Raw genomic sequence first — 24,124 nt, 5'->3', positions numbered from 1 at the left:
ATATTTTAATATACAACGATTTTTCCTTTGCCGCTGAGCCCATCATGTCCAGACATCCGCGCGTTTTCTTTGCTATGGCGCTGTTAAGCGCCAGCCTGTTCACCGGTCAGGCCTTTGCCGATCGCACCCTCACCGACCAGCTGGGCCGTGAAGTCACCCTCCCCGACCGCGTCACCCGCGTCGTGGTGCTCCAGCATCAAACTTTAAACCTGCTGGTGCAACTTAATGCTGCTGACGACGTCGTCGGCGTCTTGAGCAGCTGGAAAAAACAGCTTGGCCCGCAGTTTGCGCGCTTTATGCCGAACATTGAAAAACTGCCGATGCCAGGCGATCTCACCCAGGTCAATATCGAGAGCCTGCTGGCGCTACATCCGCAGGTAGTCTTCGTTGCCAACTATGCGCCGCAGGCGATGATCCAGCAGATCCAGAGCGCCGGGATCCCGGTGGTGGCGATCTCTCTGCGCCAGGATGCCGCAGGGGAGAAAAACAAAATGAACCCGACAATGGCCAATGAAGAGCAGGCCTACAATGAGGGGCTGAAAAAGGGGATCCGCCTGATTGGCGAAGTGGTCGGTCGCCAGGATCAGGCCGAACAGCTGATTGATTACACCTTCAGCGCGCGCAGTCTGGCCAATGCGCCGGTTGCCGACATCCCGGAAAATGAGCGGGTGCGGGTGTATATGGCCAATCCGGATCTCAACACCTACGGTTCGGGCAAATATACCGGCCTGATGATGAAGCACGCCGGAGCGCTGAACGTAGCCGCCGCCAGCGTGAAGGGGGCGCGCCAGGTCTCGCTGGAGCAGGTACTACAGTGGGATCCGCAGGTAATTTTCGTTCAGGACCGCTACCCGGAGGTGGTCAAACAGATACAAAACGACCCGCAGTGGCAGAGCATTGACGCGGTCAAAAACCATCGCGTGTGGCTGATGCCGGAGTACGCCAAGGCCTGGGGCTATCCGATGCCGGAGGCGCTGGCGATTGGCGAGCTGTGGATGGCGAAAAAGCTCTATCCATCACGCTATAACACCATTGATGTCGATGCGAAGGCGCAGGAGTACTATCAGCGTTTCTACCGCGTGAAGTGGTCGCCGGATGCTTAGTCATCGTCATCCGGCTCTGCTGCACTGTACCCTCGCGCTGGTAACGCTCATGATTGCACTCGCCTCTATCTGCCTCGGGCAGTATCCGTTAAGCCTGGCGGAGGTTTTTCGCCAGCTGGCGCATCTTTCCCCCCTCGACGGCGTCGCCGGTCAGGTGGTGTGGTCGGTCAGACTGCCGAGGATCGTGATGGCGCTGCTGGCCGGCGGCGCGCTGGGGCTGTGCGGGGCCACCTTACAAGGGGTGTTCCAGAACCCGCTGGTCGACCCGCATATCATCGGCGTCACCTCCGGCTCCGCTTTCGGCGGGACGCTGGCGATTCTGCTGGGACTCAATGCCGCGCTGATGATGACCTCGACCTTTCTATTCGGCCTTGCCGCGCTGATGCTGGTCTATCTAATCGCCGCGCTGCAGGGGCGCGAAAGTACCCTGGTACTGATCCTCTCAGGAATTATCCTCAGCGGCTTTTTTGCCGCCCTGGTGAGCCTGATGCAGTATCTGGCCGATACCGAAGAAACGCTGCCGAATATCGTCTTCTGGCTGCTCGGCAGCTTTGCCACCGCCAGCTGGCATAAAGTCCTGCTGATGGCGCTACCGGTAGCCTGCGCCGCGATGGTGCTGTTCAGGCTCCGCTGGCGGATTAACCTGCTGGCGCTGGAGGAAAAAGATGCCCGCGGGCTGGGCGTTTCGGTGACCGCGCTGCGTCGCGGGGTGCTGGTATGCTGCGCGGTGCTGGTCGCCGCTCAGGTGGCGGTCAGCGGCAGCATCGCATGGGTCGGGCTGGTGATCCCGCATCTGGCGCGGCTGCTGACCGGCGCCGATCACCGGCGTCTTCTCCCTATCGCCTTTTGGCTCGGCGGCGGTTTTATGATCGTCGTCGATGACCTTGCCCGCACGCTAACCCAGGCCGAAATTCCCATTGGTATTATCACCGCGCTGCTTGGCGCGCCGCTGTTCACCTGGCTGCTGGTGCAGTCGCGACGCACGGGCGCGCGCTGATGACCCTTTCCCTGAATTTAAGCAACCTGCTCTACGGTTATAGCCGACCGCTATTCGCCCCGCTGAACCTGCAGTGCCGCTCCGGTGATATCTGGGCGGTACTTGGCGCCAACGGCCGCGGCAAAAGCTCCCTGCTTGATACCCTGACCGGCGTCCTGGCGCCGCTCGGCGGCCAGTTTACCGGCACCGGCGGTATCGCCATCGTGCCGCAGCATTTTCGTCCAGCCTTTAGCTGGCTGGTACGTGACGTGGTGCTGATGGGGCGGGCGCGCCACGTTAACCTGTTCGCTCAGCCATCGGCGGACGACGAGCGCCAGGTCCAGGAGGCGCTGGCGCAGCTGGGGATCGCGACGCTCGCCGACAAGGTGTTCCGTGCGCTGTCCGGCGGCCAGCAGCAACTGGTACTCATCGCCAGGGCGCTGGTGGGCGCTAGCCAGAATATCCTGCTGGATGAACCCTGCTCGGCGCTGGATCTGGCCAATCAGCAGCTGGTGCTGCAGCTGATTAGCGACCTGGCATATCGCCAGAAGCGGACGGTGCTGTTTACCACGCACGATCCCACCCACGCCCTGCAGGTAGCGAACCAGACTTTGCTACTGCTCCCCGACGGTGAATGGCTGGCGGGAGAATCCACCGCCGTACTGACGGAAGAGAATCTTCAGCGCGCGTATGGTTTGGCGGTACGCAAAATCTGTCACCCGGGCTCGGCGCTGCCGCTGCTGGCCCCGCAGTTTACGATTCGCCGTTGATGGCTAAAAAGCCGGCGTTTTTCAGAAAATGCTGGCCCTCCGCGCCGAGGATAAAGCGGCACAGACGCTGCGCCCCGGCGCTTTGTTCAATCTGCGTCAGTTGATAATCGCAGCGAACATTCCACGCCGGCGGAATAACCAGCGTACGCAGATCGCCGCACGCCGCCATCTGCGCGGCGTAATGCGCATAGCCGATAAACAGATCGGTTAAATTTTGCCGAATGAGCCACGCCCCGGCGGTTTCTCCCGCAGGCACCGGCAGGGAGTCTCGGCCGCCTACCAGCGGACGCGCGCGCGCCATGATGGCGGCACCGACGCCGGGACAGCGCTCTTCAATGTGGGAGAAAAGCTGCCAGGTGTAGTCGCCTGAAGGGTCGCAGCCCGGCGTTGAGGTTGCCAGACGCAAGCCCGGGTCGCTGAGCAGCGTCAGCCACTCCCGCGCCTCGGTTTTCGCGTCGCGCCGGACGGTCAGCATCAGCTGATTTCGGGCGAACCAATAGCACTCTCCGGCCAGCCCCGCCTGACGCAGCGCCTGCGGATGATGGCTATTGGCCGAGGCGAACACGGAGCACGGCTCTCCGGCCTCAATGCGCTCGCGCAGCAGACCAGCCGGACCGAAATGGACGTCGACCGGAATGCCGGTCTGTTGCTGAAAGCGCGCCAGCAGCGGAATGAAAGCGCTTTTCAGGCTTCCCGCTGCCAGCAGCTTTAGGGAGGGAGTCATAAGAACCATCGCTATATAGTCATAAATACAGCGCTATAATAACGCAGGTTCAGATCATTTCAGTAGCCAATTTCCGCCAGTTCGCGCAGCTGTTCCGGCGTTGCCACCGGCAGGTTAAAGAAGCGCAGATAGGCCGGGATCATTTCAAACAGCATGTCGGTGCCGCGCTGAATGGGGCAGCCCGCCGCCCGCGCGGCCTGCAGTAGCGGAGTAAATTCCTGGGCCATAACCACTTCGCCAACAAAAGTGCCCGGCGCCAGGCGCTGCGGGTCCAGCGGCAGCGGATCGCCCTCTTTCATACCCAGCGGCGTAGCGTTGACCACCAGATCGTGCCCCTGCGGGTCGCGCTGCATCAGAGTGATATCCAGCCGAGGATAGTGCTCGAGCAGACGTCCGGCCAGCGCTTCCGCCGTCTGCGGGCGGACGTCGTACAGCGTCAGGGCGCTGACGCCCGCTGCCGCCAACGATGCGGCAATGGCCGAGCCGACGCCGCCGCTGCCCACCACCAGCGCCCGCGCCCCTTGCGTCGCGAACCCTTTGCGCCGGATACCGAGAACAAAGCCTTCTCCGTCAAACATATCACCGCTGAGCGAGCCGTCGGCTTCGGGGCGAATCGCGTTACAGGCGCCCGCAATTGCCGCAGTCGGGCTAAGATGCTGCACCAGCCCGCAGGTGGCGATTTTGTGCGGCATGGTGACCAGCGCGCCAATAATATTGGTCATTTTAAATAGCATCGGGACAAAGGCGGCGTAGTCCTCAGTCTTCACACCCATCGGCACTACTTTGGCGTCAACCTGTCGATCGGCAAACCACGGGTTATAAATCATCGGCGCTTTAAACTTCGCGGTCGGATAGCCAAGATGCGCTATCAGCCGCGTATTTCCACTAATCACCATTCCTTGCTCCTTTAACAACGACTGCATCACGTTACTGCGAAAGTTCGATACGCTTGACGTCACCCAAAATAAACACATATGCCGCTACGCCCAGCAGCGCAGCACCACCGATATAAACAAGCGCGTAGAAGAAGTTGCCGGAGGCCGCGACGATGAAACCGATGATCAGCGGCGTCAGGATCCCGGCAAGATTAGCGCAGAAGTTAAACAAGCCGCCGGTCAGACCGCCAAGGCCTTTCGGCGCGATATCGGAAATTAACGTCCAGCCCAGGCCCACCATCCCCTGGCCAAAAAAGGCGAACGACATCACCAGAATCACCGCCAGATCGCTGGTCAGCCAGTTGGCGGAGATAATCGTGCTCGCCATCAGCAGACCGGCAATGATCGGCAGTTTACGCCCGAGATTCGCCGAACCGGTGGCCTTCAGCAGCTTATCCGAGACCCAGCCGCCGAACATCACGCCGCCCGCCGCCGCCAGGAACGGCATGATGGCAAAGAAGCCGACCTTAATCCACGGCATATGGCGTTCGGTGGCCAGATAAGTTGGAAACCAGGTCAGGAAGAAGACCAGCACCGTATTACCGGCAAACTGCCCGATGCTGGCGCCGAGAATCTGTCTTTTCGCCAGCAGCTGGCGAATCAACGGCCAGCTAAAGGCGGTATGCTGCTCTGCGCCGGTGGACATTCCGCCGCCGTTGACGATGTGCTCGCGCTCCTGCTGATTGAGGTGTTTATCTTCATGCGGCTCGCGATAGCAGCGCCACCACACCAGCGCGAACATCACGCCGACCGCGCCGACGCTAATAAACAGCGCGCGCCAGCCGAAGCTGCCCATTATCCAGAACAGCAGCGGCGAAAAGCAGGCCAGCCCGAGATATTCGCCGACGGTATAGACCGCCGTCGCCTTCGCCCGCTCCTGCTGCGGGAACCAGGCGCTCACCACCCGACTGTTCACCGGGAAACAGGGCGCTTCGCTGACGCCGAGGCCAAAGCGGCACAACAGCAGACTTTTCAGGCCAACCGCCAGGCCGTGGAACATGGTGAATAGCGACCACAGGGTCAGCGCCAGAAAATAGGTCACTTTGTTGCCGAAGCGGTCAAGGAAGATGCCGCCGGGGATCTGCGCCAGCGCGTAGGTCCAGGCAAAGGCGGAGAACACGATGCCCATCATTGCGGCATCAATACCCAGCTCAGCGGTCAGCTGCGGCGCGGCGATACCCAGCACCGTACGGTCGAGATAGTTGATCATGGTGCCGACGGCCAGCAGCGCAAGAATACCGATACGCCGCCGGGAGGGCCTCACGCCGGACGCGGCCGCCGCCGTCGGGTGATTGTGGCTATAAGAGTTCATAGTCGTTTCCTGTCATAGGGTACAGCCGGATATTGTTATTGTGTTTGCAACGTTGAGTGGTGAACCATCTGCTACATTACTCGGTGTACTGCATTGCTGACAAGCGTACAGCTGCATTTACAGCACCATAAAGTGCGTAACCGTTGCGGCGCTCGGTCAGTTCAAAGAAAAAGCGTCCCACCGCAATCGGTCGGGTGTAGAGGTGGAAAAATTCGCCGCCGCTGCCATCGCGATCGTAAAGAATTTGATGATTCTTCAACAAGTTAACAGGAACATCTTTCCCATAACGGGCCAGCAAATCTTCATAGTAGTTCGCCGGAATCGGCAGCGCATTGACGGCAACCTCGGGCACGCTTGCAAGCGTGGAGGATAAATCGCGGCAGGCAAAAGCCGCGTGCTGTAAACCTGCCCCCTGATAACAGGCCACTGAACGGGCAATTTGCGTGGCGCGGCTTTGCGAAATATTCAGCGCAAAGCGGATGTCGCCCTGCGGACTGCGTACCGCCAGGCTGCGCACCAGCCCGTACGGATCGGGTAGCGTTTGTTCATGCTCAAGGATAAAGCCGAATACGGTGCGGAAAAAAATGATCCAGTTATCGCGGCTATCCGACTCCATGCCAAGTGCCAGGTGATCGATACCACAATAATCGTCGCGCGGCGTGACGTCCGTGCGCAGATGGAAATCGCGCGTGTAGATATCGTCGCCCACTTCAATCAGATAAATCAGGCTGCCGTCCGGGGCGCAAACCGCCGGGATTGGGCTTTCGTTGGGACCGGCATCGCCCTGCCAGGTGGCATAGCCCAAGGCGCGGGCGCGCTCGACGATTGCCGCACTCTGGCTGACGCGTAGCGCCATAGCGCAGAGAGAGACTCCGTGACGCTGATGAAAATGGTCGGCCCAGCTATGCGGTTGGGCGTTAACCACCACCCGCGCCCCACCGTTGCGCCAGAGGGAGACGCGTTTTGAGCGATGCGTCCCCTCTTCGGCAAAGCCGAGCTGCGCCAGCCTGTCTCCGAGTACTCCCGCCTGCGATGGCGTGGCGGCAAACTCGATAAACTCGAGCCCGGCATAGACCGGTAGTTCAGCCGGTGCAAACAGCGGCGCGCGGCTTTCCGGCAGCCGGTGGCGGACCTGCTCTTCCAGCCACAGCAGCGAGCGATAGCCATCTTTCGCCGTCGCACCGTTGGGAGAAGCCCGGAAGCTGTCGTTAAAAATCTCCAGCGACCAGGGGCCACGATAGCCGCAGCGGATAATCTCGCAGGCAAAATCCACCAGCGGCAGCTGTCCCTGACCGGGGAAGCAGCGGAAGTGGCGGCTCCATTCGAGGATATCCATTTTCATCAGTGGCGCGTCAGCCATCTGTACAAAGGTGATTTTCTCCAGCGGCACGTCCGCCAGCTGCGCCAGCGTGTCACCGCGCGCCAGCACGTGGAAACTGTCGAGCACAATACCCAGCGCCGGGCTATCGACGCGTTTGACCCGCGCCCATGCCTGATGCCAGCGGTTAACGTGGGTGCCCCAGGCCAGCGCCTCGTAGCCGATGGTGATACCTTCCTGCTCCGCCAGCTCAGCCAGAGCGCGTAAATCGGCCACCTGCAGTTCGACGTCGGCGGAACAGTCCGGCTGAACGTTACTGCACAGCAGCATGGTATCGCAGCCCAGCTCATGCATGAGCGCAAATTTGCGTCTGGCGCGTTCCATATTAGCGGTGAACTGGGCGCGGCTGGCGCCTTCAAAATCACGAAACGGTTGAAAAAGCGTGATTTTTAGCCCTAAATCAGCCGCCAGGTGGCGGATATCGGCCGGCGTACCGGTATAATAGAGCAGATCGTTTTCAAAAATTTCGACGCCCTGATAGCCCGCCGCTGCGATGGCATGGAGCTTTTCGGGTAAGGTACCGGAAATCGAGACGGTGGCGATCGAGCGCAACATAGTGTCCTCGGGTCATGAGCTGACTTAATGACCTGAATATGAATCATTTGGTTCAATTGCGCCATGGCTGGTTGCAAAATTGTGATCAATATGTGTATTTTTTGCATCTCAAGAAAAGGAGCCGTTATGTCTGCCGTTGCTCATGATGAAGCACAATCGCTTAAGGAGCGGATCTTCGCCGCCGCTATTACCGTTTTCGCCGAGCACGGTTTGTCGGGCGCGCGAATGGAGCAAATCGCCACCGAAGCGCAGACCACTAAACGCATGGTGGTCTACTACTTCAAGACCAAAGAGCAGCTTTATCAGGCCGTGCTCCAGCACGTCTACGCGAGGATCCGCGAAACCGAGCAGCAGCTTGGGCTGGAAAACGTGCCGCCGGTTGAGGCGCTGGTGCAGCTGGTAAAGTGGAGCGTGCGCTATCACGCCACGCACGCCGACTATATGCGGGTTATCTGTATGGAAAACATGCAGCGCGGCAAGTGGCTGAAAAGCTCCGGACAGCTGAAACCGCTAAACCGTACCGCTCTGTCGATTCTGGAAGATATTCTGCAGCGCGGCCAGCAGCAAGGCGTGTTTCAGGCGGGTCTGGAGGCGCGCGATGTGCATCGATTGATCAGCAGCTTTAGCTTCTATCAGGTGTCGAACTTTTATACCTTTAGCAGCCTCTATCTGGACGACCCGATGCCGGCCATTGATGATGAAGCGATGGTCGCCCACCACTGCGATATTGCCGTCAAAGCGGTGATACGCTTTGTGATTTCATAAAGCTCAGGGAAACGCGCAGGTCCGGCTAGCTGCCGGAAAGCGCATGGACCACCTTCTCCATCGCTTCCTGCGTCAGCGCTGAGCGCTTGACCTTCGGGTTTGCCAGGGCGGTACGCAGCACGCCGGCGATAACGATATGCTTTGGCTCCTGACCCAGGTCGCGCATCTCAAGCACGACTTTACCGACTACGCGGCACATTTCCTGATACAGCGCCTCATCTTTGGCTGTGTTTCCCATGCTATTTGGCTCTCAAATTTTCATTATCAATCAAATCATTATTGATATATTTCCCGCTTAAATCAAACCAGCGCGGTGATTTCGACTCAGCGACGTATTTTTGCTGGCAAAGTTGTGAATAAATCCGCATTTCCGCCCGCTTTTTCTTGTCAGCTGATGAAAAAATGTGTTGCGCATAAGCGTAGGTTTAGTTTGCATTTTGTTAAGTATATAACTATAGAAATGAAACATGGTTTTCATTTTCTTTTTTGGATTGGGCAACGTATAATGCCCGGCAAATTCTTATTGAATGGTTTCAGCGCATTGGATTGCATGACTAAACGCATAACACGTTGCCTCTTTTCATGGGCTGAACCGCCAGCACACATTCTTCTGCACGCTCTTTTGTTGTCACCTATCCTTAGAGCGTGGCATAGCAACTTTCGTAATACAGGTTTAACTCTGCGGCAGTACGCCCACGGAGTCAGATTCCCCATCCCTATCCTTCACAACTTAAAGATTAAACTGTCATGAAAAAGACCAAAATTGTTTGCACCATCGGTCCGAAAACCGAATCCGAAGAGATGTTGACCAAAATGCTGGACGCCGGTATGAACGTTATGCGTCTGAACTTCTCTCACGGTGACTATGCGGAACACGGCCAGCGCATCCAGAACCTGCGCAATGTGATGAGCAAAACGGGCAAGAAAGCGGCAATCCTTCTGGATACCAAAGGTCCGGAAATCCGTACCATTAAGCTGGAAGGCGGTAACGACGTCTCCCTGAAAGCGGGCCAGACTTTCACCTTCACCACCGACAAATCGGTAGTAGGTAATAACGAAATCGTTGCGGTGACCTATGAAGGCTTCACCAGCGACCTGAGCGTCGGCAACACCGTACTGGTCGACGATGGTCTGATCGGTATGGAAGTCACCGCGATCGAAGGTAACAAAGTTGTTTGTAAAGTGCTGAACAACGGCGACCTCGGCGAGAACAAAGGCGTTAACCTGCCGGGCGTATCTATCGCTCTGCCGGCGCTGGCTGAGAAAGACAAACAGGACCTGATCTTCGGTTGCGAGCAGGGCGTGGACTTTGTTGCGGCCTCCTTTATCCGTAAGCGTTCTGACGTCGTGGAAATCCGCGAGCACCTGAAAGCTCACGGCGGCGAGAAGATCCAGATCATCTCTAAAATTGAAAACCAGGAAGGCCTGAACAACTTCGATGAAATCCTCGAAGCTTCTGACGGCATCATGGTTGCGCGTGGCGACCTGGGCGTTGAAATCCCGGTTGAAGAAGTTATCTTCGCGCAGAAAATGATGATCGAAAAATGTATCCGCGCGCGTAAAGTCGTTATTACCGCGACCCAAATGCTGGATTCCATGATCAAAAACCCGCGTCCGACCCGTGCGGAAGCGGGCGACGTGGCTAACGCCATCCTCGACGGCACCGATGCTGTCATGCTCTCAGGCGAATCCGCAAAAGGTAAATATCCGCTGGAAGCGGTCACCATCATGGCGACCATCTGCGAACGTACCGACCGCGTGATGACCAGCCGTCTTGAGTACAACAACGATAACCGTAAGCTGCGCATCACCGAAGCGGTCTGCCGCGGTGCGGTTGAAACGGCTGAAAAACTGGAAGCGCCGCTGATCGTCGTCGCGACCCAGGGCGGTAAATCCGCGCGCGCCGTACGTAAATACTTCCCGGATGCAACCATCCTGGCGCTGACCACCAACGAAACCACCGCGCGTCAGCTGGTGCTGAGCAAAGGCGTGGTAGCGCAGCTGGTTGAAGAGATCGCCTCTACCGACGCTTTCTATCACCTCGGTAAAGAGCTGGCGCTGCAGAGCGGCCTGGCGCGCAAAGGCGACGTGGTTGTTATGGTTTCCGGCGCATTAGTCCCGAGCGGAACCACCAATACCGCTTCCGTGCACGTGCTGTAATAATTTACAGGTTAATTAGTATTTCCTTTAAAGGCGCCTCATTGAGGCGCTTTTTTTTATTCCAGCACTAGCTGCTATTAATAAAAATGCAAATCGGAATTTACTATTTAACGCGAGATTATCTAAGATGAATCCGATGGAAGCGCGCTGTTTTCTCTCGCCTTTTTAAGGTTACCTGATGATTTCGATGCTTCTTTGAGCGAACGATCAAAAATAAGCGTATTAAAGTAAAAAAATATTCTCATCACAAAAAAGTTTGTGTAATACTTGTAACGCTACATGGAGATTAACTCAATCTAGAGGGTATTAATAATGAATCGTACTAAACTGGTACTGGGCGCGGTAATCCTGGGTTCTACTCTGCTGGCTGGTTGCTCCAGCAATGCTAAAATCGATCAGCTGTCTTCTGACGTTCAGACTCTGAACGCTAAAGTTGACCAGCTGAGCAACGACGTGAACGCAATGCGTTCCGACGTTCAGGCTGCTAAAGATGACGCAGCTCGCGCTAACCAGCGTCTGGACAACGCAGCTACTAAATACCGTAAGTAATAGTATCTGTGTAATAAAAATGGCGCACATTGTGCGCCATTTTTTTTGCCTCTCGTTCCCCCGCCTACTGCACCCTTTTTGCTTCGTCTACCGGCGCACTCTGTACGGACAGGCCCGACGTCGGGCTGCTGCCCGCGGATACCACCACCGGATATCCTGCTCGCCGGGTCAGCGCGCGTTTAAGCATGGCCTCATCCACCGCTTTATCGCCGGAGAATTGATGGAACTCCGCAGGAAGCGTATAGGCCATCGTCTGCGGGTTGCTGGTCTCATCCGGCGTCAACGGTCGATGAACTTCAACATAGCGCTTACCGTCCGGCTCCACGGCGAACTTGACCGGCTGATTGATAATCCGCACCGGCGTCCCGCTTTTCACCTGATTGAATAACGCCTGAATATCCGCCGCATTCATGCGCATACAGCCGGAGCTGACGCGTAGTCCGACGCTATCTGGCGCACTGGTGCCATGAATAAGATATTCCCCGTTGCCGTATGCAAGGCGCAGCGCATAACGCCCCAGCGGGTTATTCGGTCCTGCGGGCACGACCGGCGGCAGCTTAATTCCTTTTTCCAGCGAGCGAGCGCGAATGCCTGCCGTCGGCGTCCAGGTCGGGTTCGGAATTTTCTGCCCTATTCGCGTGGTCATCTCCGGGGTCTCCAGCCCCTGCTGACCAATCCCGAGGGGATAAACCTGCACCTGGTTCATTCCCGGCGGGAAGTAGTACAGGCGCAGCTCGGCCAGGTTGACGACGATCCCTTCCCGCGGCACGTCCGGCAGCAGCATCCGGGAGGGAATCAGCACCTGGGTACCCGGTTTAGGCTGCACAGGGGCAATCGTATCGTTCGCTTCGAGGATCAGCATCGCTGCGGTATCGAAACGACGGGCAATCGCCTGCAGGTTGCGGTCATCCTCCTGTACCGTCCAGGACTGGTTCTCACCAATCAAACGACTGTTGGCAGGGGGAAGAGGGTAATCGACGGCCCAGGCTGCATGTGACGCGCTGAGGGCGCTCAGAACGGCTATGGTGATGAGAGAAGCGCGTTTCATACTGAGATTCCTTCTTTCGCTGATAAAACGCCAGGCCTGTTATGCACAACGGGAGGTTCCCCTCCCGTCGCGCATAACAGAATGAAATCTACTGTTTAATTCTAGCTAAGATTTGCCGCCTTCGCGCGGATTGCGCGGATCATCGCTTCCAGTCCTTGCGACCGTGAAGGCGTCAGGTGCTGCGTGAGGGCCATTTTTTCAAACCACGGGCGCACATCAAAAGCGAGGATATCCTTCGCCGTCATCCGATCGTAAAGAATAAACACCACCGCGATAAGCCCTTTCACAATAGCGGCATCGCTATCGCCGCGAAGCGCAATTGCGCCGCTCTGCTCCTGCGTCATCACGATCCATACCTGGCTCTGGCAGCCCTGAATGATGTTCTGCGCGCTATGCTCTTCCGGGCTCAGCGGCGCAAGGCGCTGCCCCAGTTCGATGATATAGAGATATTTCTCTTCCCAGTTCGCGCAACGGCTAAAGTTGCGCAGCAGTTTGTCTTTATCAGGTAACGCCGCCATAGTTGCTTCCTTTAGCTTAACAATTTGTGGATCCGCTGCAGGCCCGCTACCAGCCGGTCCACCTCTTCCGTGGTATTGTACATCGCCAGCGACGCCCGGCACATGGCAGGGACGCCGTAGAACTCCATGAGCGGCATGGCGCAATGGTGCCCGGTACGTACCGCAATGCCGTAGTTATCCAGGAAGCTGCCGACATCGTAGGCATGATGCTTGCCGAGATTAAAGGCAATCACCCCGAGCCGATTTTGCGGACCATAAAGGGTTAAATCCGCCACGCTCTCCAGCGCCTGCAGCGCGTAGCGCATCAGGGTTTGTTCATATTCCGCGATCTGCGTCAGACCCAGCGCGCTGACGTAGTCCAGCGCCGCCCCCAGCCCGATGATACCGCCGGTGTTCGGCGTTCCCGCCTCGAAGCGCCACGGCGCTTTTGTCCAGGTCGTGCCTTGCGTCAGGCTGACCGTGGCGATCATCGACCCGCCCCCTTCCCAAGGCACCATATCCTGCAGGATATCCTGCTTAACGTAGAGCATGCCGATACCGGTGGGGCCGTAAAGCTTGTGCGCGGAAAACGCGTAGAAATCACAGTCCAGAGCCTGCACGTCCACCGGATGGTGCATCACCGCCTGCGCGCCGTCCACCAGCACTTTGGCGCCGTGCTGATGGGCTAAAGCCACCAGGGCGGCGACCGGGTTTTCGGTTCCCAGCACGTTAGACACCTGGGTAATAGCCAGCAGCCGGGTGCGCTCATCAAACAGGCCGGGGATGGCATCGAGCTGCAGCGTACCGTCCTGATTCAGCGGGATGACCCGCAGTTCGGCGCCCACCCTGGCGCACAGCATCTGCCACGGCACGATATTGGCGTGATGCTCCATCGCGCTGACGATGATATTGTCCCCTGCGCCGACGTTAGCATTGCCCCAGCTGTTCGCTACCAGATTAATGCCTTCCGTGGTACCGCGAACAAACACCAGCTCTTCTGCCGATCGGGCATTCAGGAACGTCGCCCCCTGCTGACGCACCTGCTCCATCCGCGCCGTGGCTTCCGCGCTAAGGGTATGAATGCCGCGGTGTACCGCCGCATAGCCGTGGCGGTAAAACTCCGCCTCGGCGTTGATCACCGCTTCCGGCTTCTGCGCGCTGGCGGCGCTATCAAGGTAGGCCAGCGGCTGACCGTTCACCTCGCGATTAAGCACGGGAAAATCCGCGCGCACGCGTTCCACAGAAAATGTCATGCTTTACCTCCCGGCAAACGCTGGCCAATACGCGCCAGTATCTGCTGCCTGAGCGCCTCATCATCGATCGCTTCCGTGAGCTCCGCGGCAAAGGCGTAAAGAATCATCTGCTGCGCCGCCTGCTGCGTAATGCCGCGCGAACGCAGATAAAACAGCTGTTCATCATCAATGCGCCCGATGGTCGCGCCGTGGCTGCACTTCACGTCATCAGCGTAGATTTCCAGCTGCGGCTTGGTATCCACTTCGGACAGGCGGCCAAGCAGCAAATTATTGTTGGTCATCTGGCCATCGGTTTTAATCGCATGCTGGGCGACGTTGATCAGTCCATTAAACACCGCGCGCCCTTTATCGTTGACGATGGTTTTGTGCAGCTGACGGCTGTTACAGTATCCGACCTTATGATCGAGCCAGGTGCGGCTGTCGCACACTTCGTTGTTAACCGGCATCGCCAGCGAGTTAATCCGCAGGTTGCTGTTTTCACCGTTCAACTGCGTGCTGGTGTGGTGGCGCAGTACCGAGGCGCCGAGCAGAAAACTGCTGCTGAAGGCGGAGGCGTCGCGTCCGAGGGCCAGATCGTTATGGGCAAAGTGGTAGCTTTGCGCATTTTCAAACGCCAGCTTGATATGCTGCAGGTGGGCGTTATCCTCCACGGACATCGTCAGCCTTGCGCCGGTAAAATGGGCGGCGTCGTTGAGGCTCAGATAGTGTTCGATAATAGTCGCCTGCGCGCCGCTCTCCAGCTCCAGATGGTGGCGATAGTGGGCGGTGTTCATTTCATCGCCCGGCAGCCCGCGCGTCATGTGCACGATCAGCAGCGGCTTTTCCGGACGCTGGTGGCGCCCGACCCGGATATGGGTGACGCTGGTCGCCAGGCTTTCGGTCAAATGCAGAAAAACTTCGGGCTGAACGGCTTCAGGCAGCGGCTGACGGTCGTTATCTACCCGCACCTCAAAGCCGCTGGCGGTCAGGTCGTCGCTCAGGCGTTCGTTAAACTGGCCGTCGACAAAAACCAGACGCCATGCGTCCACCGCCAGCCCCAGCGCGTCGCGTTGGGCCGCCGTCAGCTTCTGCGGTTCCGCAGCGACAAAAATATGGTTCAGTAACGCATCCAGCGGGGTATATTTCCAGTTTTCATGTTTACGCGTCGGCAGCCCCAGCCGCAGAAGCTGTTGCAAATGCTGATGCGCCTGCGGGCTGCGCTGCTCGCTTTGCGCTTCAAACAGATGGTGCCACTGCTGCAGCGCGTTACTGCTGTTCGGTAAGCCAGCCATAGCCCTGCTCCTCCAGTTGTTTGACCAGAGTAAAATCGCCGGATTTAACAATCCGCCCCTGGTACAGCACGTGGACGTAATCCGGCTTGATATAGTCGAGAATGCGCTGATAGTGGGTGACGATAATAAACGAGCGCTTGCCGTCGCGCAGCGAGTTGACGCCGTCGGAAACAATCTTCAGGGCGTCGATATCCAGCCCGGAGTCCGACTCGTCCAGGATGCACAGCTCCGGTTCCAGCACCGCCATCTGCAGGATATCGTTGCGCTTTTTCTCGCCGCCGGAGAAGCCGACGTTAACCGAGCGGGTCAGCAGATCCTCCGGCATCTTCAGCAGCTTAATTTTGTCCTCCATCAGGTCCTGGAAGTCAAAACGGTCAAGCTGCTCCTGGCCGCGGTAGCTGCGCACGGCGTTCAGCGCGGTTTGCAGGAAAAACTGATTGCTGACGCCGGGAATTTCAACCGGATACTGAAAGGCCATGAAGATGCCCTCGCCGGCGCGATCTTCAGGGGAGAGTTCCAGCAGATCTTTGCCTTTAAACTCCACGCTGCCGCCGGTCACCTCATAGTCTTCACGTCCGGCAAGCGTGGCGGAGAGCGTACTTTTACCGGAACCGTTCGGGCCCATAATGGCATGCACTTCGCCGGGGCGAACGTCCAGATTCAGTCCGCGCAGGATCTCTTTGTCTTCAACGGCGACCTGCAAATTTTTTATACTTAACATCTTATTTCCTTTGTTATCAGCCGACGCTGTGTTCAAGGCTAATCGCCAGTAATTTTTGCGCTTCTACGGCAAACTCCAGCGGCAGCTCTGAGAAGACATCCTTACAGAAACCGTTAACGATCATCGAGATGGCATCATCTTCGCTGATTCCGCGCTGCAGACAGTAGAACAGCTGATCTTCGCCGATACGGGAGGTGGTCGCTTCGTGCTCAAGCTGCGCGCTGTTATTACGGCATTCTACATACGGGAAGGTATGCGCCCCGCTGTCCGGGCCAATCAGCATGGAGTCGCACTGGGTGAAGTTGCGCGCGTTGGTCGCGGTGGGCATGATTTTGACCAGGCCGCGATAGCTGTTCTGGCTGTGGCCGGCTGAAATCCCCTTCGAGATAATCGTCGAACGGGTGTTTTTGCCGATATGGATCATCTTGGTGCCGGTGTCCGCCTGCTGGTGGCCGCTGGTCAGCGCTACCGAGAAGAACTCGCCAATGGAGTTATCGCCGCGCAGAATACAGCTCGGATACTTCCAGGTGATCGCCGAGCCGGTTTCCGACTGGGTCCACGACATTTTGCTGTTCTCGCCTTCGCACAGGGCGCGCTTGGTCACGAAATTAAGGATCCCGCCGGTATTATTGTCGCCGGGGAACCAGTTTTGCACCGTGGAGTACTTCACCTCGGCATCTTTATGAATGATCACCTCCACCACCGCCGCGTGCAGCTGGTAGCTATCGCGTACCGGCGCCGAACAGCCTTCGATATAGCTCACGTAGCTGCCTTCGTCGGCGACCAGTATGGTGCGTTCGAACTGGCCGGTTTTCTCGGCGTTGATGCGGAAATAGGTCGACAGCTCCATCGGGCAGCGCACGCCTTTGGGCACATAGATAAAGGTGCCGTCGGAGGCTACCGCCGCGTTAAGGGCGGCAAAGAAGTTGTCGTTGCCCGGTACTACGGTACCGAGGTATTTCCTGACCAGTTCAGGGTGATCGTGAATCGCTTCGCCGAAGGAGCAGAAAATAATCCCCTGCTCCGCCAGCTTTTCGCGGTAGGTGGTCGCCACGGAAACCGAGTCAAAAATGGCGTCGACGGCCACCTCCCGCCCTTCGCGAACCGGTACGCCGAGAAGGTTAAACGCCTCTTCGACTTCGCTGGTCAGAAATGCGCTGGACCCCGTTTGCTGTAGAGCTCCCGGCTCAGAAGCGCAGGCGTCATCGCAGTTGCCGCAGGAGGGCGCTGAGTAATAGCTGTAATCCTGATAATTCAGCTTGTCGTAGTGCGCTTTCAGCCAGTGCGGCTCTTCCATTGCCTGCCAGGCCTTGAAGGCGTTCAGACGAAACTCCAGCATCCATTCTGGTTCATTGCGGCGTGCAGAAATCGCCCGAACCACCTCTTCATTTATGCCTTTCGCCAGCTCATCGGTCTGTAGCTGGGTAAAAAAGCCCTCTTTATAGTTGAGTGGCCCGCCGCTCCAGGTTTTGACATCGTCAGTTGCTTCAGTATTACGAGACATAGTTACTCCGCCTGAACGCCAAAACTTTCGCCGCAGCCGCATTCGTGCTGCGCTTTGGGGTTATGAAATTTAAAAATCTGGTTTAAACCTTCGCGGACGTAGTCGAGCTCGGTGCCATCGATAAACGGCATGGCCTGCAGTGGCGCCCACAGTTTCGCGCCATCGCGCTCAAAAAGCAGATCGTCCTGCGCCGGTTCAGCGATGAGTTCGAGAACGTAGCCAAAGCCGGCGCAGCCGCTGGTTTTAACGCCCAGGCGTAGTCCCTGCTTGTCGGGTTGTTTGCTGACCAGTTCGCGAATATGGGCGGCGGCGGCTGGGGTCATCGCCAGGCCGCGCCAGCTGAAATCTTCGGGATTAAAAGTTCCTGCATGTGAATCCATCGCTCTACCTCATAGGTTGACGCCATCAGGGCATACCCACTATGTTAGTGATAATGATTATCACTTCAACCCATCCGGAGAAGGGGTATTGTCCCCGCTGGCTCATTTCTTGCGCTTTTTATAAGCATAGACCCTGTGCTCGGCGTTTTCAGCCTGCGAATTTCTGTTTTAATATATTGAAAAATAATAAGATATTGACGTTTGGCGCGCTTAATTGCAGGCAATGGCAAAGATGTATCGAAAATACCGATTTATAAAATAGGCGCGGGAAAAAGCACTTTTCATCTACTTGCTGGACATTCAATGAGTTACACGCTTCAGGCCGCAACAAGCCAGCGTGCCGGCAGCAAAATCATCTGACAGCACATTGAGATAAGGCCATAGCGACGGATCGCCTGCAACCGATAATGAAAATACCCCACTACCACTGATGATATATTTTCTGGCATATTTATCTTCAATGGATATTTCGCTGATCCTGCAACGAATATAACCAGCGTGATCTTCGGCGTTTAACTCATTGATTTAAGGATTATCATGAATAATGTCATTCTCAGCATCATCGCGAAAATTTCAGCGATGGATGCAGAAAACAAGCAGCTTGCTGCGCAGGTTGAGGCCCAGTCGCTGCTGATAAGCGCATTAATGCTTGCCATTGGCGAGGAAGGAGGGGTCGCGGAGCTGGTTGGGAATGTGACCAAAGCAATTAACTCGGTGCTTGAATCATCGGAAGATATTCTTAAATCCGACGCTGAGCTTCTGCTGACTAAATTTCAGGAGCAAATAGCGCTCACGCAATTGATTAATACCCACGAAGATAAAATTAATCAAGCCGCACTCGGCGGCGGAGAGGCGACCAAAGGCAAACGCGTGGACTAAGCGGAGCCCTGCTTCCAGCGAAGTCCTGCCGCCTGTTCGCCGCGTCGGCGTCCACCGTGGCATCGGTTGATGCCGCGCTGCGCATAACGAGGCGCGGCGGCCAATAAACGGTATTAATATTTTCTTCACGTGCGTATCCGGCGGGACGATGACATTTGCCTCCCATTGCCCCTCAGGGTCCCGCGCCGCCTGATGCGCCACCCGACCAACATGCCAAATTGAGACGCTGTTTGCCCCCTCACTAACGCGAATCCATTCATGCAACGAAACCTATTCGTTTTCATTATAAGTGCTGTCATTTCACAGAAATAAAGATTTATTCAGTGCCGGCTGGCTCCTGTAGAATGCGCTGCTAAATTTCCTTCATCTTTTCACGCAATGTCGCAACGGCGACCGATCGGGAACCTGTGTTGTACTGAACTATGGATATAGAAACAGATGTCATGTCGATGTGTATGGTCGTCCTGTTAATTATTAGCGTTTTGCTCGATTAACCCCATTTTCCCCTTAAATTTCGTAAGCCTCACCGTCGCCGGACAGGCTTTCACATTCGTGAAGAAATAAGGAGATTCATAGGATTCGCCCGCCGTGGGATTGTTTGCCAAAAGCGTTGCCTCTAAGCTTTTATCGACATACTTATGAGGTAACAAAAATGAAAAAAACTATCATTGCGCTCTTCGCCGTCGTTTCGATTACCGTCACCAGCGCGTTCGCCGCCGATGCAGAGAAAGCCGAAACGCCCTCACCGGCGGCTGAGGCCCATAATGCTGGCCATCCCCCCTTCGAGCTGACTCAGGGTTATGGCCCAATGCCTTTCCCTGTGCCGCCGAAAAAACCGGTTATTTTCTCCGCCACCGTAGCCACCGATAATCCGGTCGAAACGATCAATAAACTCACGCCGCTGATTCCAGCCAGCAAAGCTAAACATTATGAAGTGCGCGTTGAAGTCGTGCCGGTCCCCGATATGCCCGCGCTGTAAGCGCGTATCGTGGTAATAGAATGAAAGAGGGGAAATTAAACACTCGGACATTTTAGAGATATTAAAAAGGCTGCCGACAATGGCGGCAGCCTCTGCACTTTATGGCGTTGCTGGTGCGGTTAGCTTCTGATCTTACGGTAGATGAAGAGTACGACCAGCGCACCAATCACCGCGACGACAAAGCTGCCGAAATTAAAACCGTCGACCCGGCCAAAGCCGAAGAAAGTACTAATCCAACCCCCGACAACTGCACCGATGACACCGAGAATTACGGTAACGATAAACCCGCCGCCGTCTTTCCCCGGCATAATCCACTTGGCTAAAATACCGGCAATAAGCCCAAAAATGATCCATGAAATGATACCCATAGCTAACTCCGTCCTCTTGTTACCTTGTAAATTCTGGTATTAAAAATATTAGCATAAATATTAACGATGTTTGATAAATTTATATTTAACATGGATGAGCTTGTCATATCAAAGATAATGGTCTACGCGCTAAAGATGTCGCACAAATAAGCGACCAAAAAATATAAAAGGTAGAAGGCTAATAATCCCTGGTGAGCAGCAAAGTTAAGCCAGGACTTTTCTTATAAAGCGTTAACATTGGGCCTGGTTGAATCTCAATACAAATAACAGTGCAAACCGGCAGCTAGCGGATATAGCGTAGATACGTTCAGCGGTGATGAAGGATGGCAGGTAATAAGTATTAAGGGGGAAATCTTCCCCCTTAATTGACTTAAATTACGGCTGTGGTCAACCGCGACGAACAGCAAAGACGCCCCTGCTCATCAGTAATGTCGATCTGCCACACCTGGTGACGGGAGCCGACGTGCAGCGCCCGGCACACGCCGCGAACCCTCCCGCTGCGCACCGAACGAATATGGTTGGCATTGACCTCCAGACCGACCACCTTCTGTTCGCCTTCGCTGCACAGGTAGCCCGCCACCGAACCTAACGTTTCCGCTAATACTACCGATGCGCCGCCGTGCAGCAGGCCAAACGGCTGATGGGTACGGCTGTCTACCGGCATGGTCGCGGCGATGGTCTCGTCGGTCATGGCCTCGAAGCGTATATCCAGCAGGCCGACCATGTTCCCGTCGCCCATCGCGTTCAGCTGCTCCAGCGTGCTGTGACGTTTCCAAATCATCCCATAATCTCCAGTAGCGCCTGCAGCGGATGGCGCACACCGCTGCCTTCAATACGCTTCACCTGGCTACGGCAGGAGTAGCCGGTGACCAGACAGCGGTTGCGCGGCAGGCGCTGCATCGCCTGCTGCCAGGAGAGCGCGTAGATGGCCAGCGAATTGGCGTGATTCTTCACTTCATGACCGTAGGTCCCGGCCATGCCGCAGCAGCCCACGTTAACGTTTTCCAGCTTCGCGCCAAAGCGTGCGAAGATATCCGCCCACTGCCGGGTAGAAGCGGGAAGCGCCGTCACCTCAGTACAGTGACCAAACAGATACCACGACTCGCCGCCTTGATCCTGCGCTGCGGTTTCCGTCAACGCCTGCGGCAACCATTCATGCACCAGCATCACGCGAAAATCGCCACGCTTGTCGCCCAGCACCTGATTGTATTCATCGCGATAGCAGAGCACCAGCGCCGGATCGACACCCACCATCGGCATGCCGAGCTGGGCCACGCGGTTAAGGAAGTCGGCAGTTTTCTGCGCGGTGCGCGCGAATCGCGTCAGGAAGCCCTTAATATGCTGCGCCTTGCCGTTGGGAGAGAACGGCAGCAGCACCGGCTGGTATCCCACTTTCTCGATCAGGCGAACAAAGTCGGCAACCACCTGCGCATCGTAATAGCTGGTGAAGGGATCCTGAACCACCAGCACCCTCTTCGCCCTCTGCTCAGGGCTCAGCGCTTCCAGCTGTTCCAGGGTGGTATTCGCCGAACGGTGGCCGACCATCTGCTGCTTCAACGATGGGACGGAAAGCAGCGGAAGATCAACCATACCAATATGCTTTTCCGATAGCTTGCGCATCCACGGCTGATTGATAAAGAAGTTGAAGGTCTTTGGCGCATGCGCCATCAGCGGCGCGTAGGATTCAACCGTCGCCACCAGATGGTCGCGAACCGGGCGCAAATAGCGGCTATGGTAAAGTTGCAGGAAACGCGAACGGAACTCCGGAACGTCGATTTTAATCGGACACTGGGTCGAGCAGGCTTTACAGGCCAGACAGCCGGACATCGCCTCTTTAACCTCATGGGAGAAATCGTACTCGCCTTTACGTGCGTGCCAGCTATTGCGGGTACGCTCCACCAGAGTACGCAGGCTGGCGCGTTTTTCCGGCAGATCTTTTTCCAGCTGATTGGGGTCGATGCCGCGGTCCGCCAGCAGGCGCAGCCATTCACGCACCAGCGTTGCCCGCCCTTTCGGCGAGTGAATACGGTGGTTGCTGACCTTCATCGACGGGCACATCGGGCTTTTGGCATCAAAGTTGAAGCACAGGCCATTGCCGTTACACTCCATCGCGCCACGCCACGAGCTGCGCACGGCGATGGGGATCTGCCGATCGAATGTCCCGCGCTTGACCGCATCCACCTTCATCATCGGCGCATCAACGCCTTCCGGAGGACAGATTTTACCCGGGTTCAGACGGTTATCCGGGTCAAACGCGGCTTTAATTTTGCGCAGTTCGCCGAACAGCTCTTCGCCGAAGAATGCCGGACTGTATTCAGCGCGAAAACCCTTGCCGTGTTCCCCCCACAGCAGACCGCCGTACTTAGCGGTTAACGCGACCACGTCATCGGAGATCCGCTTCATCAGCATCTCTTGCTGCGGGTCACACATATCCAGCGCCGGCCGCACGTGCAGCACGCCGGCATCGACATGACCAAACATACCGTAGCTCAGCCCGTGGCCGTCGAGCAGCTCACGGAATTCAGCAATATAATCGGCCAGGTGTTCCGGCGGCACGCAGGTATCTTCGGCGAAAGGTATCGGTTTGGCGGCCCCTTTGGCATTCCCCAGAAGCCCAACCGCTTTTTTCCGCATCGCATAGATGCGCTCGACGCCGTCCAGCTCGTGACAAACCTGCCAGCCGATTACGCCCGCCTCGTTGCGTGCTATCAGTTCATCCAGGCGCTGACACAGGGTCGTCACCTGGCCGTCAATCAGTTCGGCGTCATCACCGGCGAACTCGACGATATTCAGCCCCAGCATCTCCTTATCCGCAACGTCGGTAATGAGCTCGCTAACCGAATGCCAGACAATATCCTCCCGCGCCAGATTGAGCACCTTCGAGTCGACCGTTTCGACCGAAAGCGCCTTCGCTTCCACCATAAACGGCGCGTTGCGCAGCGCAGAGTTAAAGGAATCGTACTTAACGTTGACCAGCCGGCGCACTTTCGGCAAACGGGTGATATCCAGCCGCGCTTCGGTAATAAACGCCAGCGTGCCTTCGGAACCGGTCAGGATTCGGGTCAGATCAAATTCGCTCATGTCGTCGTTGAACACGTGGCGCAGATCGTAACCCGTGAGGAAACGGTTAAGTTTCGGGAATTTATCGATAACCAGCTGCCGCTGCGCTTTGCAGCGTTGATATACCGTGCGATAGATACGCCCGATTGCCGACTGTTCTGCGCCCAGGGTTTCCGCCAGCGCCGCCGGGATTGGCTGAGTGTCAAGAATATCGCCGCCGATCAGCACCGAGCGCACCCCGAGTACGTGATCGGAGGTTTTACCGTAGACCAGCGACCCCTGCCCGGAGGCGTCGGTGTTGATCATCCCGCCAAGCGTGGCGCGGTTGCTGGTCGACAGTTCCGGGGCAAAAAAGTAGCCGTACGGTTTAAGAAACTGATTAAGTTGGTCCTTAATGACCCCCGCCTCCACCCGCACCCACCCTTCTTCGGGATTGATTTCAATAATGCGGTTCATATAGCGGGACATATCGACGATGATCCCGGCGTTCAGCGCCTGGCCGTTCGTGCCGGTGCCGCCTCCGCGCGGGGTAAAGATCAGCGTTTTAAAACGCTCTTCCGCTGCCAGTCTTGCCAGCAGAGCCACGTCTGCCGTGGAACGGGGGAATAAAATCGCATCCGGCAACAGCTGATATACACTGTTATCAGTTGCCATCGTTAGCCTGTCGGCATAGCTGGTGGCGGTATCGCCGGTAAAACCCTGTTGCTCCAGTACCTGCAAAAAATTCAGCACCAGTTGAACGACACCTGGCGCTTGAGAAATCTGTGGGATCATGACGCTCGACCCTGCCTGACTATGTTGTGTTGTAAGTGATTAATCGTTTGCGTGACGCACCCAACTTTTTATCACATTTTTTTCATATGCGCCCGCCAGAATTAAGGGCAAAATCAGGCGCGCGAACTTATTGATATTATTATCAGTACATGGAATTACGCTG

The 24,124-nt window shown here is 56.5% G+C and carries 23 protein-coding genes; 8 read left to right on the top strand and 15 right to left on the bottom strand.

Annotated features, from left to right (window positions below; translation table 11 throughout):
* Window positions 1-44: 44 nt before the first annotated feature.
* Genes ABLV11_RS23240 through ABLV11_RS23230 form a run of 3 tightly spaced genes read left to right on the top strand, consistent with a single transcriptional unit; the run spans window position 45 to window position 2,849 of the window.
* Complete coding sequence (locus ABLV11_RS23240) at window positions 45-1,103, top strand: ABC transporter substrate-binding protein (protein ID WP_126489240.1); 1,059 nt, start codon at window positions 45-47, stop codon at window positions 1,101-1,103.
* On the top strand, window positions 1,096-2,100 hold the full coding sequence (locus ABLV11_RS23235) for an iron ABC transporter permease (RefSeq protein WP_023321168.1): 1,005 nt from the start codon (window positions 1,096-1,098) through the stop codon (window positions 2,098-2,100). Before ABLV11_RS23240 ends, ABLV11_RS23235 begins: the two co-directional genes overlap by 8 nt.
* Entirely contained in the window at window positions 2,100-2,849 is a 750-nt protein-coding gene (locus tag ABLV11_RS23230; RefSeq protein ID WP_004102894.1) for an ABC transporter ATP-binding protein, read from the top strand. Before ABLV11_RS23235 ends, ABLV11_RS23230 begins: the two co-directional genes overlap by 1 nt.
* On the opposite strand, the gene ABLV11_RS23225 is transcribed toward ABLV11_RS23230, so the two are convergent.
* The 4 genes from ABLV11_RS23225 to ABLV11_RS23210 all read right to left on the bottom strand — a co-directional run bounded on the left by ABLV11_RS23225 (window position 2,833) and on the right by ABLV11_RS23210 (window position 7,753).
* Complete coding sequence (locus ABLV11_RS23225) at window positions 2,833-3,573, bottom strand: substrate-binding domain-containing protein (RefSeq protein ID WP_126489241.1); 741 nt, start codon at window positions 3,571-3,573, stop codon at window positions 2,833-2,835. The genes ABLV11_RS23230 and ABLV11_RS23225 overlap by 17 nt on opposite strands.
* A gap of 59 nt (window positions 3,574-3,632) precedes the next feature.
* Window positions 3,633-4,469, bottom strand: coding sequence for a shikimate 5-dehydrogenase (locus tag ABLV11_RS23220; RefSeq protein WP_017145699.1), 837 nt, complete (start codon window positions 4,467-4,469; stop codon window positions 3,633-3,635).
* A gap of 31 nt (window positions 4,470-4,500) precedes the next feature.
* Entirely contained in the window at window positions 4,501-5,820 is a 1,320-nt protein-coding gene (locus ABLV11_RS23215) for an MFS transporter (RefSeq protein WP_004102899.1), read from the bottom strand.
* 76 nt (window positions 5,821-5,896) lie between these two features.
* Window positions 5,897-7,753 (bottom strand): sugar phosphate isomerase/epimerase and 4-hydroxyphenylpyruvate domain-containing protein, encoded by a 1,857-nt coding sequence (locus tag ABLV11_RS23210; protein ID WP_023321172.1) that lies wholly within the window; start codon window positions 7,751-7,753, stop codon window positions 5,897-5,899.
* A gap of 126 nt (window positions 7,754-7,879) precedes the next feature.
* Here ABLV11_RS23210 and ABLV11_RS23205 point away from each other — a divergent pair, with 126 nt between their 5' ends.
* Window positions 7,880-8,518, top strand: coding sequence for a TetR/AcrR family transcriptional regulator (locus tag ABLV11_RS23205; RefSeq protein ID WP_004102904.1), 639 nt, complete (start codon window positions 7,880-7,882; stop codon window positions 8,516-8,518).
* 25 nt (window positions 8,519-8,543) lie between these two features.
* Here ABLV11_RS23205 and fumD read toward each other — a convergent pair whose 3' ends face one another.
* Entirely contained in the window at window positions 8,544-8,756 is a 213-nt protein-coding gene (gene fumD, locus ABLV11_RS23200; RefSeq protein ID WP_004102907.1) for a fumarate hydratase FumD, read from the bottom strand.
* Between the two features lie 509 nt (window positions 8,757-9,265).
* Here fumD and pykF point away from each other — a divergent pair.
* On the top strand, window positions 9,266-10,678 hold the full coding sequence (gene pykF, locus ABLV11_RS23195) for a pyruvate kinase PykF (protein ID WP_004102909.1): 1,413 nt from the start codon (window positions 9,266-9,268) through the stop codon (window positions 10,676-10,678).
* A 312-nt stretch (window positions 10,679-10,990) separates the two neighbouring features.
* A complete protein-coding gene (gene lpp / locus ABLV11_RS23190) occupies window positions 10,991-11,227 on the top strand; it encodes a murein lipoprotein Lpp (protein WP_003029373.1) in 237 nt (78 codons plus the stop codon).
* 64 nt (window positions 11,228-11,291) lie between these two features.
* Here lpp and ABLV11_RS23185 read toward each other — a convergent pair whose 3' ends face one another.
* The 7 genes from ABLV11_RS23185 to sufA all read right to left on the bottom strand — a co-directional run bounded on the left by ABLV11_RS23185 (window position 11,292) and on the right by sufA (window position 17,901).
* A complete protein-coding gene (locus ABLV11_RS23185; RefSeq protein ID WP_105890396.1) occupies window positions 11,292-12,275 on the bottom strand; it encodes a L,D-transpeptidase family protein in 984 nt (327 codons plus the stop codon).
* A 101-nt stretch (window positions 12,276-12,376) separates the two neighbouring features.
* Window positions 12,377-12,793, bottom strand: a complete 417-nt coding sequence (gene sufE / locus ABLV11_RS23180) for a cysteine desulfuration protein SufE (protein WP_004102913.1) — start codon at window positions 12,791-12,793, stop codon at window positions 12,377-12,379.
* Between the two features lie 11 nt (window positions 12,794-12,804).
* Window positions 12,805-14,025, bottom strand: coding sequence for a cysteine desulfurase SufS (sufS, locus tag ABLV11_RS23175; protein WP_024274315.1), 1,221 nt, complete (start codon window positions 14,023-14,025; stop codon window positions 12,805-12,807).
* Window positions 14,022-15,296: a Fe-S cluster assembly protein SufD gene (sufD, locus tag ABLV11_RS23170; protein WP_126489242.1), complete on the bottom strand. Its 1,275-nt coding sequence runs from the start codon at window positions 15,294-15,296 to the stop codon at window positions 14,022-14,024. Before sufD ends, sufS begins: the two co-directional genes overlap by 4 nt.
* Window positions 15,271-16,017 carry a Fe-S cluster assembly ATPase SufC gene (sufC, locus tag ABLV11_RS23165; protein WP_004102917.1) on the bottom strand — a complete coding sequence of 249 codons (747 nt, stop codon included), beginning with the start codon at window positions 16,015-16,017 and terminating at the stop codon, window positions 15,271-15,273. Before sufC ends, sufD begins: the two co-directional genes overlap by 26 nt.
* Before the next feature lie 16 nt (window positions 16,018-16,033).
* A complete protein-coding gene (sufB, locus tag ABLV11_RS23160) occupies window positions 16,034-17,521 on the bottom strand; it encodes a Fe-S cluster assembly protein SufB (protein WP_004102919.1) in 1,488 nt (495 codons plus the stop codon).
* Between the two features lie 2 nt (window positions 17,522-17,523).
* Window positions 17,524-17,901: a Fe-S cluster assembly scaffold SufA gene (gene sufA, locus ABLV11_RS23155; RefSeq protein WP_004102921.1), complete on the bottom strand. Its 378-nt coding sequence runs from the start codon at window positions 17,899-17,901 to the stop codon at window positions 17,524-17,526.
* Window positions 17,902-18,438: 537 nt separating this feature from the next.
* Here sufA and iraP point away from each other — a divergent pair.
* Together iraP and ABLV11_RS23145 are read left to right on the top strand one after the other, a co-directional pair.
* Window positions 18,439-18,780 carry an anti-adapter protein IraP gene (gene iraP, locus ABLV11_RS23150; RefSeq protein ID WP_004102923.1) on the top strand — a complete coding sequence of 114 codons (342 nt, stop codon included), beginning with the start codon at window positions 18,439-18,441 and terminating at the stop codon, window positions 18,778-18,780.
* Window positions 18,781-19,432: 652 nt separating this feature from the next.
* Window positions 19,433-19,759, top strand: coding sequence for a hypothetical protein (locus ABLV11_RS23145; protein ID WP_017145693.1), 327 nt, complete (start codon window positions 19,433-19,435; stop codon window positions 19,757-19,759).
* Window positions 19,760-19,878: 119 nt separating this feature from the next.
* On the opposite strand, the gene ABLV11_RS23140 is transcribed toward ABLV11_RS23145, so the two are convergent.
* From ABLV11_RS23140 to ABLV11_RS23130, 3 genes are all read right to left on the bottom strand, one after another.
* Entirely contained in the window at window positions 19,879-20,127 is a 249-nt protein-coding gene (locus ABLV11_RS23140) for a GlsB/YeaQ/YmgE family stress response membrane protein (protein ID WP_004102935.1), read from the bottom strand.
* A gap of 370 nt (window positions 20,128-20,497) precedes the next feature.
* A complete protein-coding gene (gene menI, locus ABLV11_RS23135) occupies window positions 20,498-20,908 on the bottom strand; it encodes a 1,4-dihydroxy-2-naphthoyl-CoA hydrolase (RefSeq protein WP_004102937.1) in 411 nt (136 codons plus the stop codon).
* A complete protein-coding gene (locus ABLV11_RS23130) occupies window positions 20,905-23,961 on the bottom strand; it encodes an FAD-binding and (Fe-S)-binding domain-containing protein (RefSeq protein WP_004102939.1) in 3,057 nt (1,018 codons plus the stop codon). Before ABLV11_RS23130 ends, menI begins: the two co-directional genes overlap by 4 nt.
* Between the last annotated feature and the right edge of the window lie 163 nt (window positions 23,962-24,124).

Origin of the sequence: Klebsiella sp. GW_Kp181 (assembly GCF_040062315.1) — a bacterium.
In the GTDB taxonomy this organism is placed as follows: Bacteria; Pseudomonadota; Gammaproteobacteria; order Enterobacterales; family Enterobacteriaceae; genus Klebsiella; species Klebsiella oxytoca.
The sequence above is the reverse complement of the archived record's forward strand: the minus strand, read 5'-3'. Positions and strand labels throughout refer to the sequence as shown.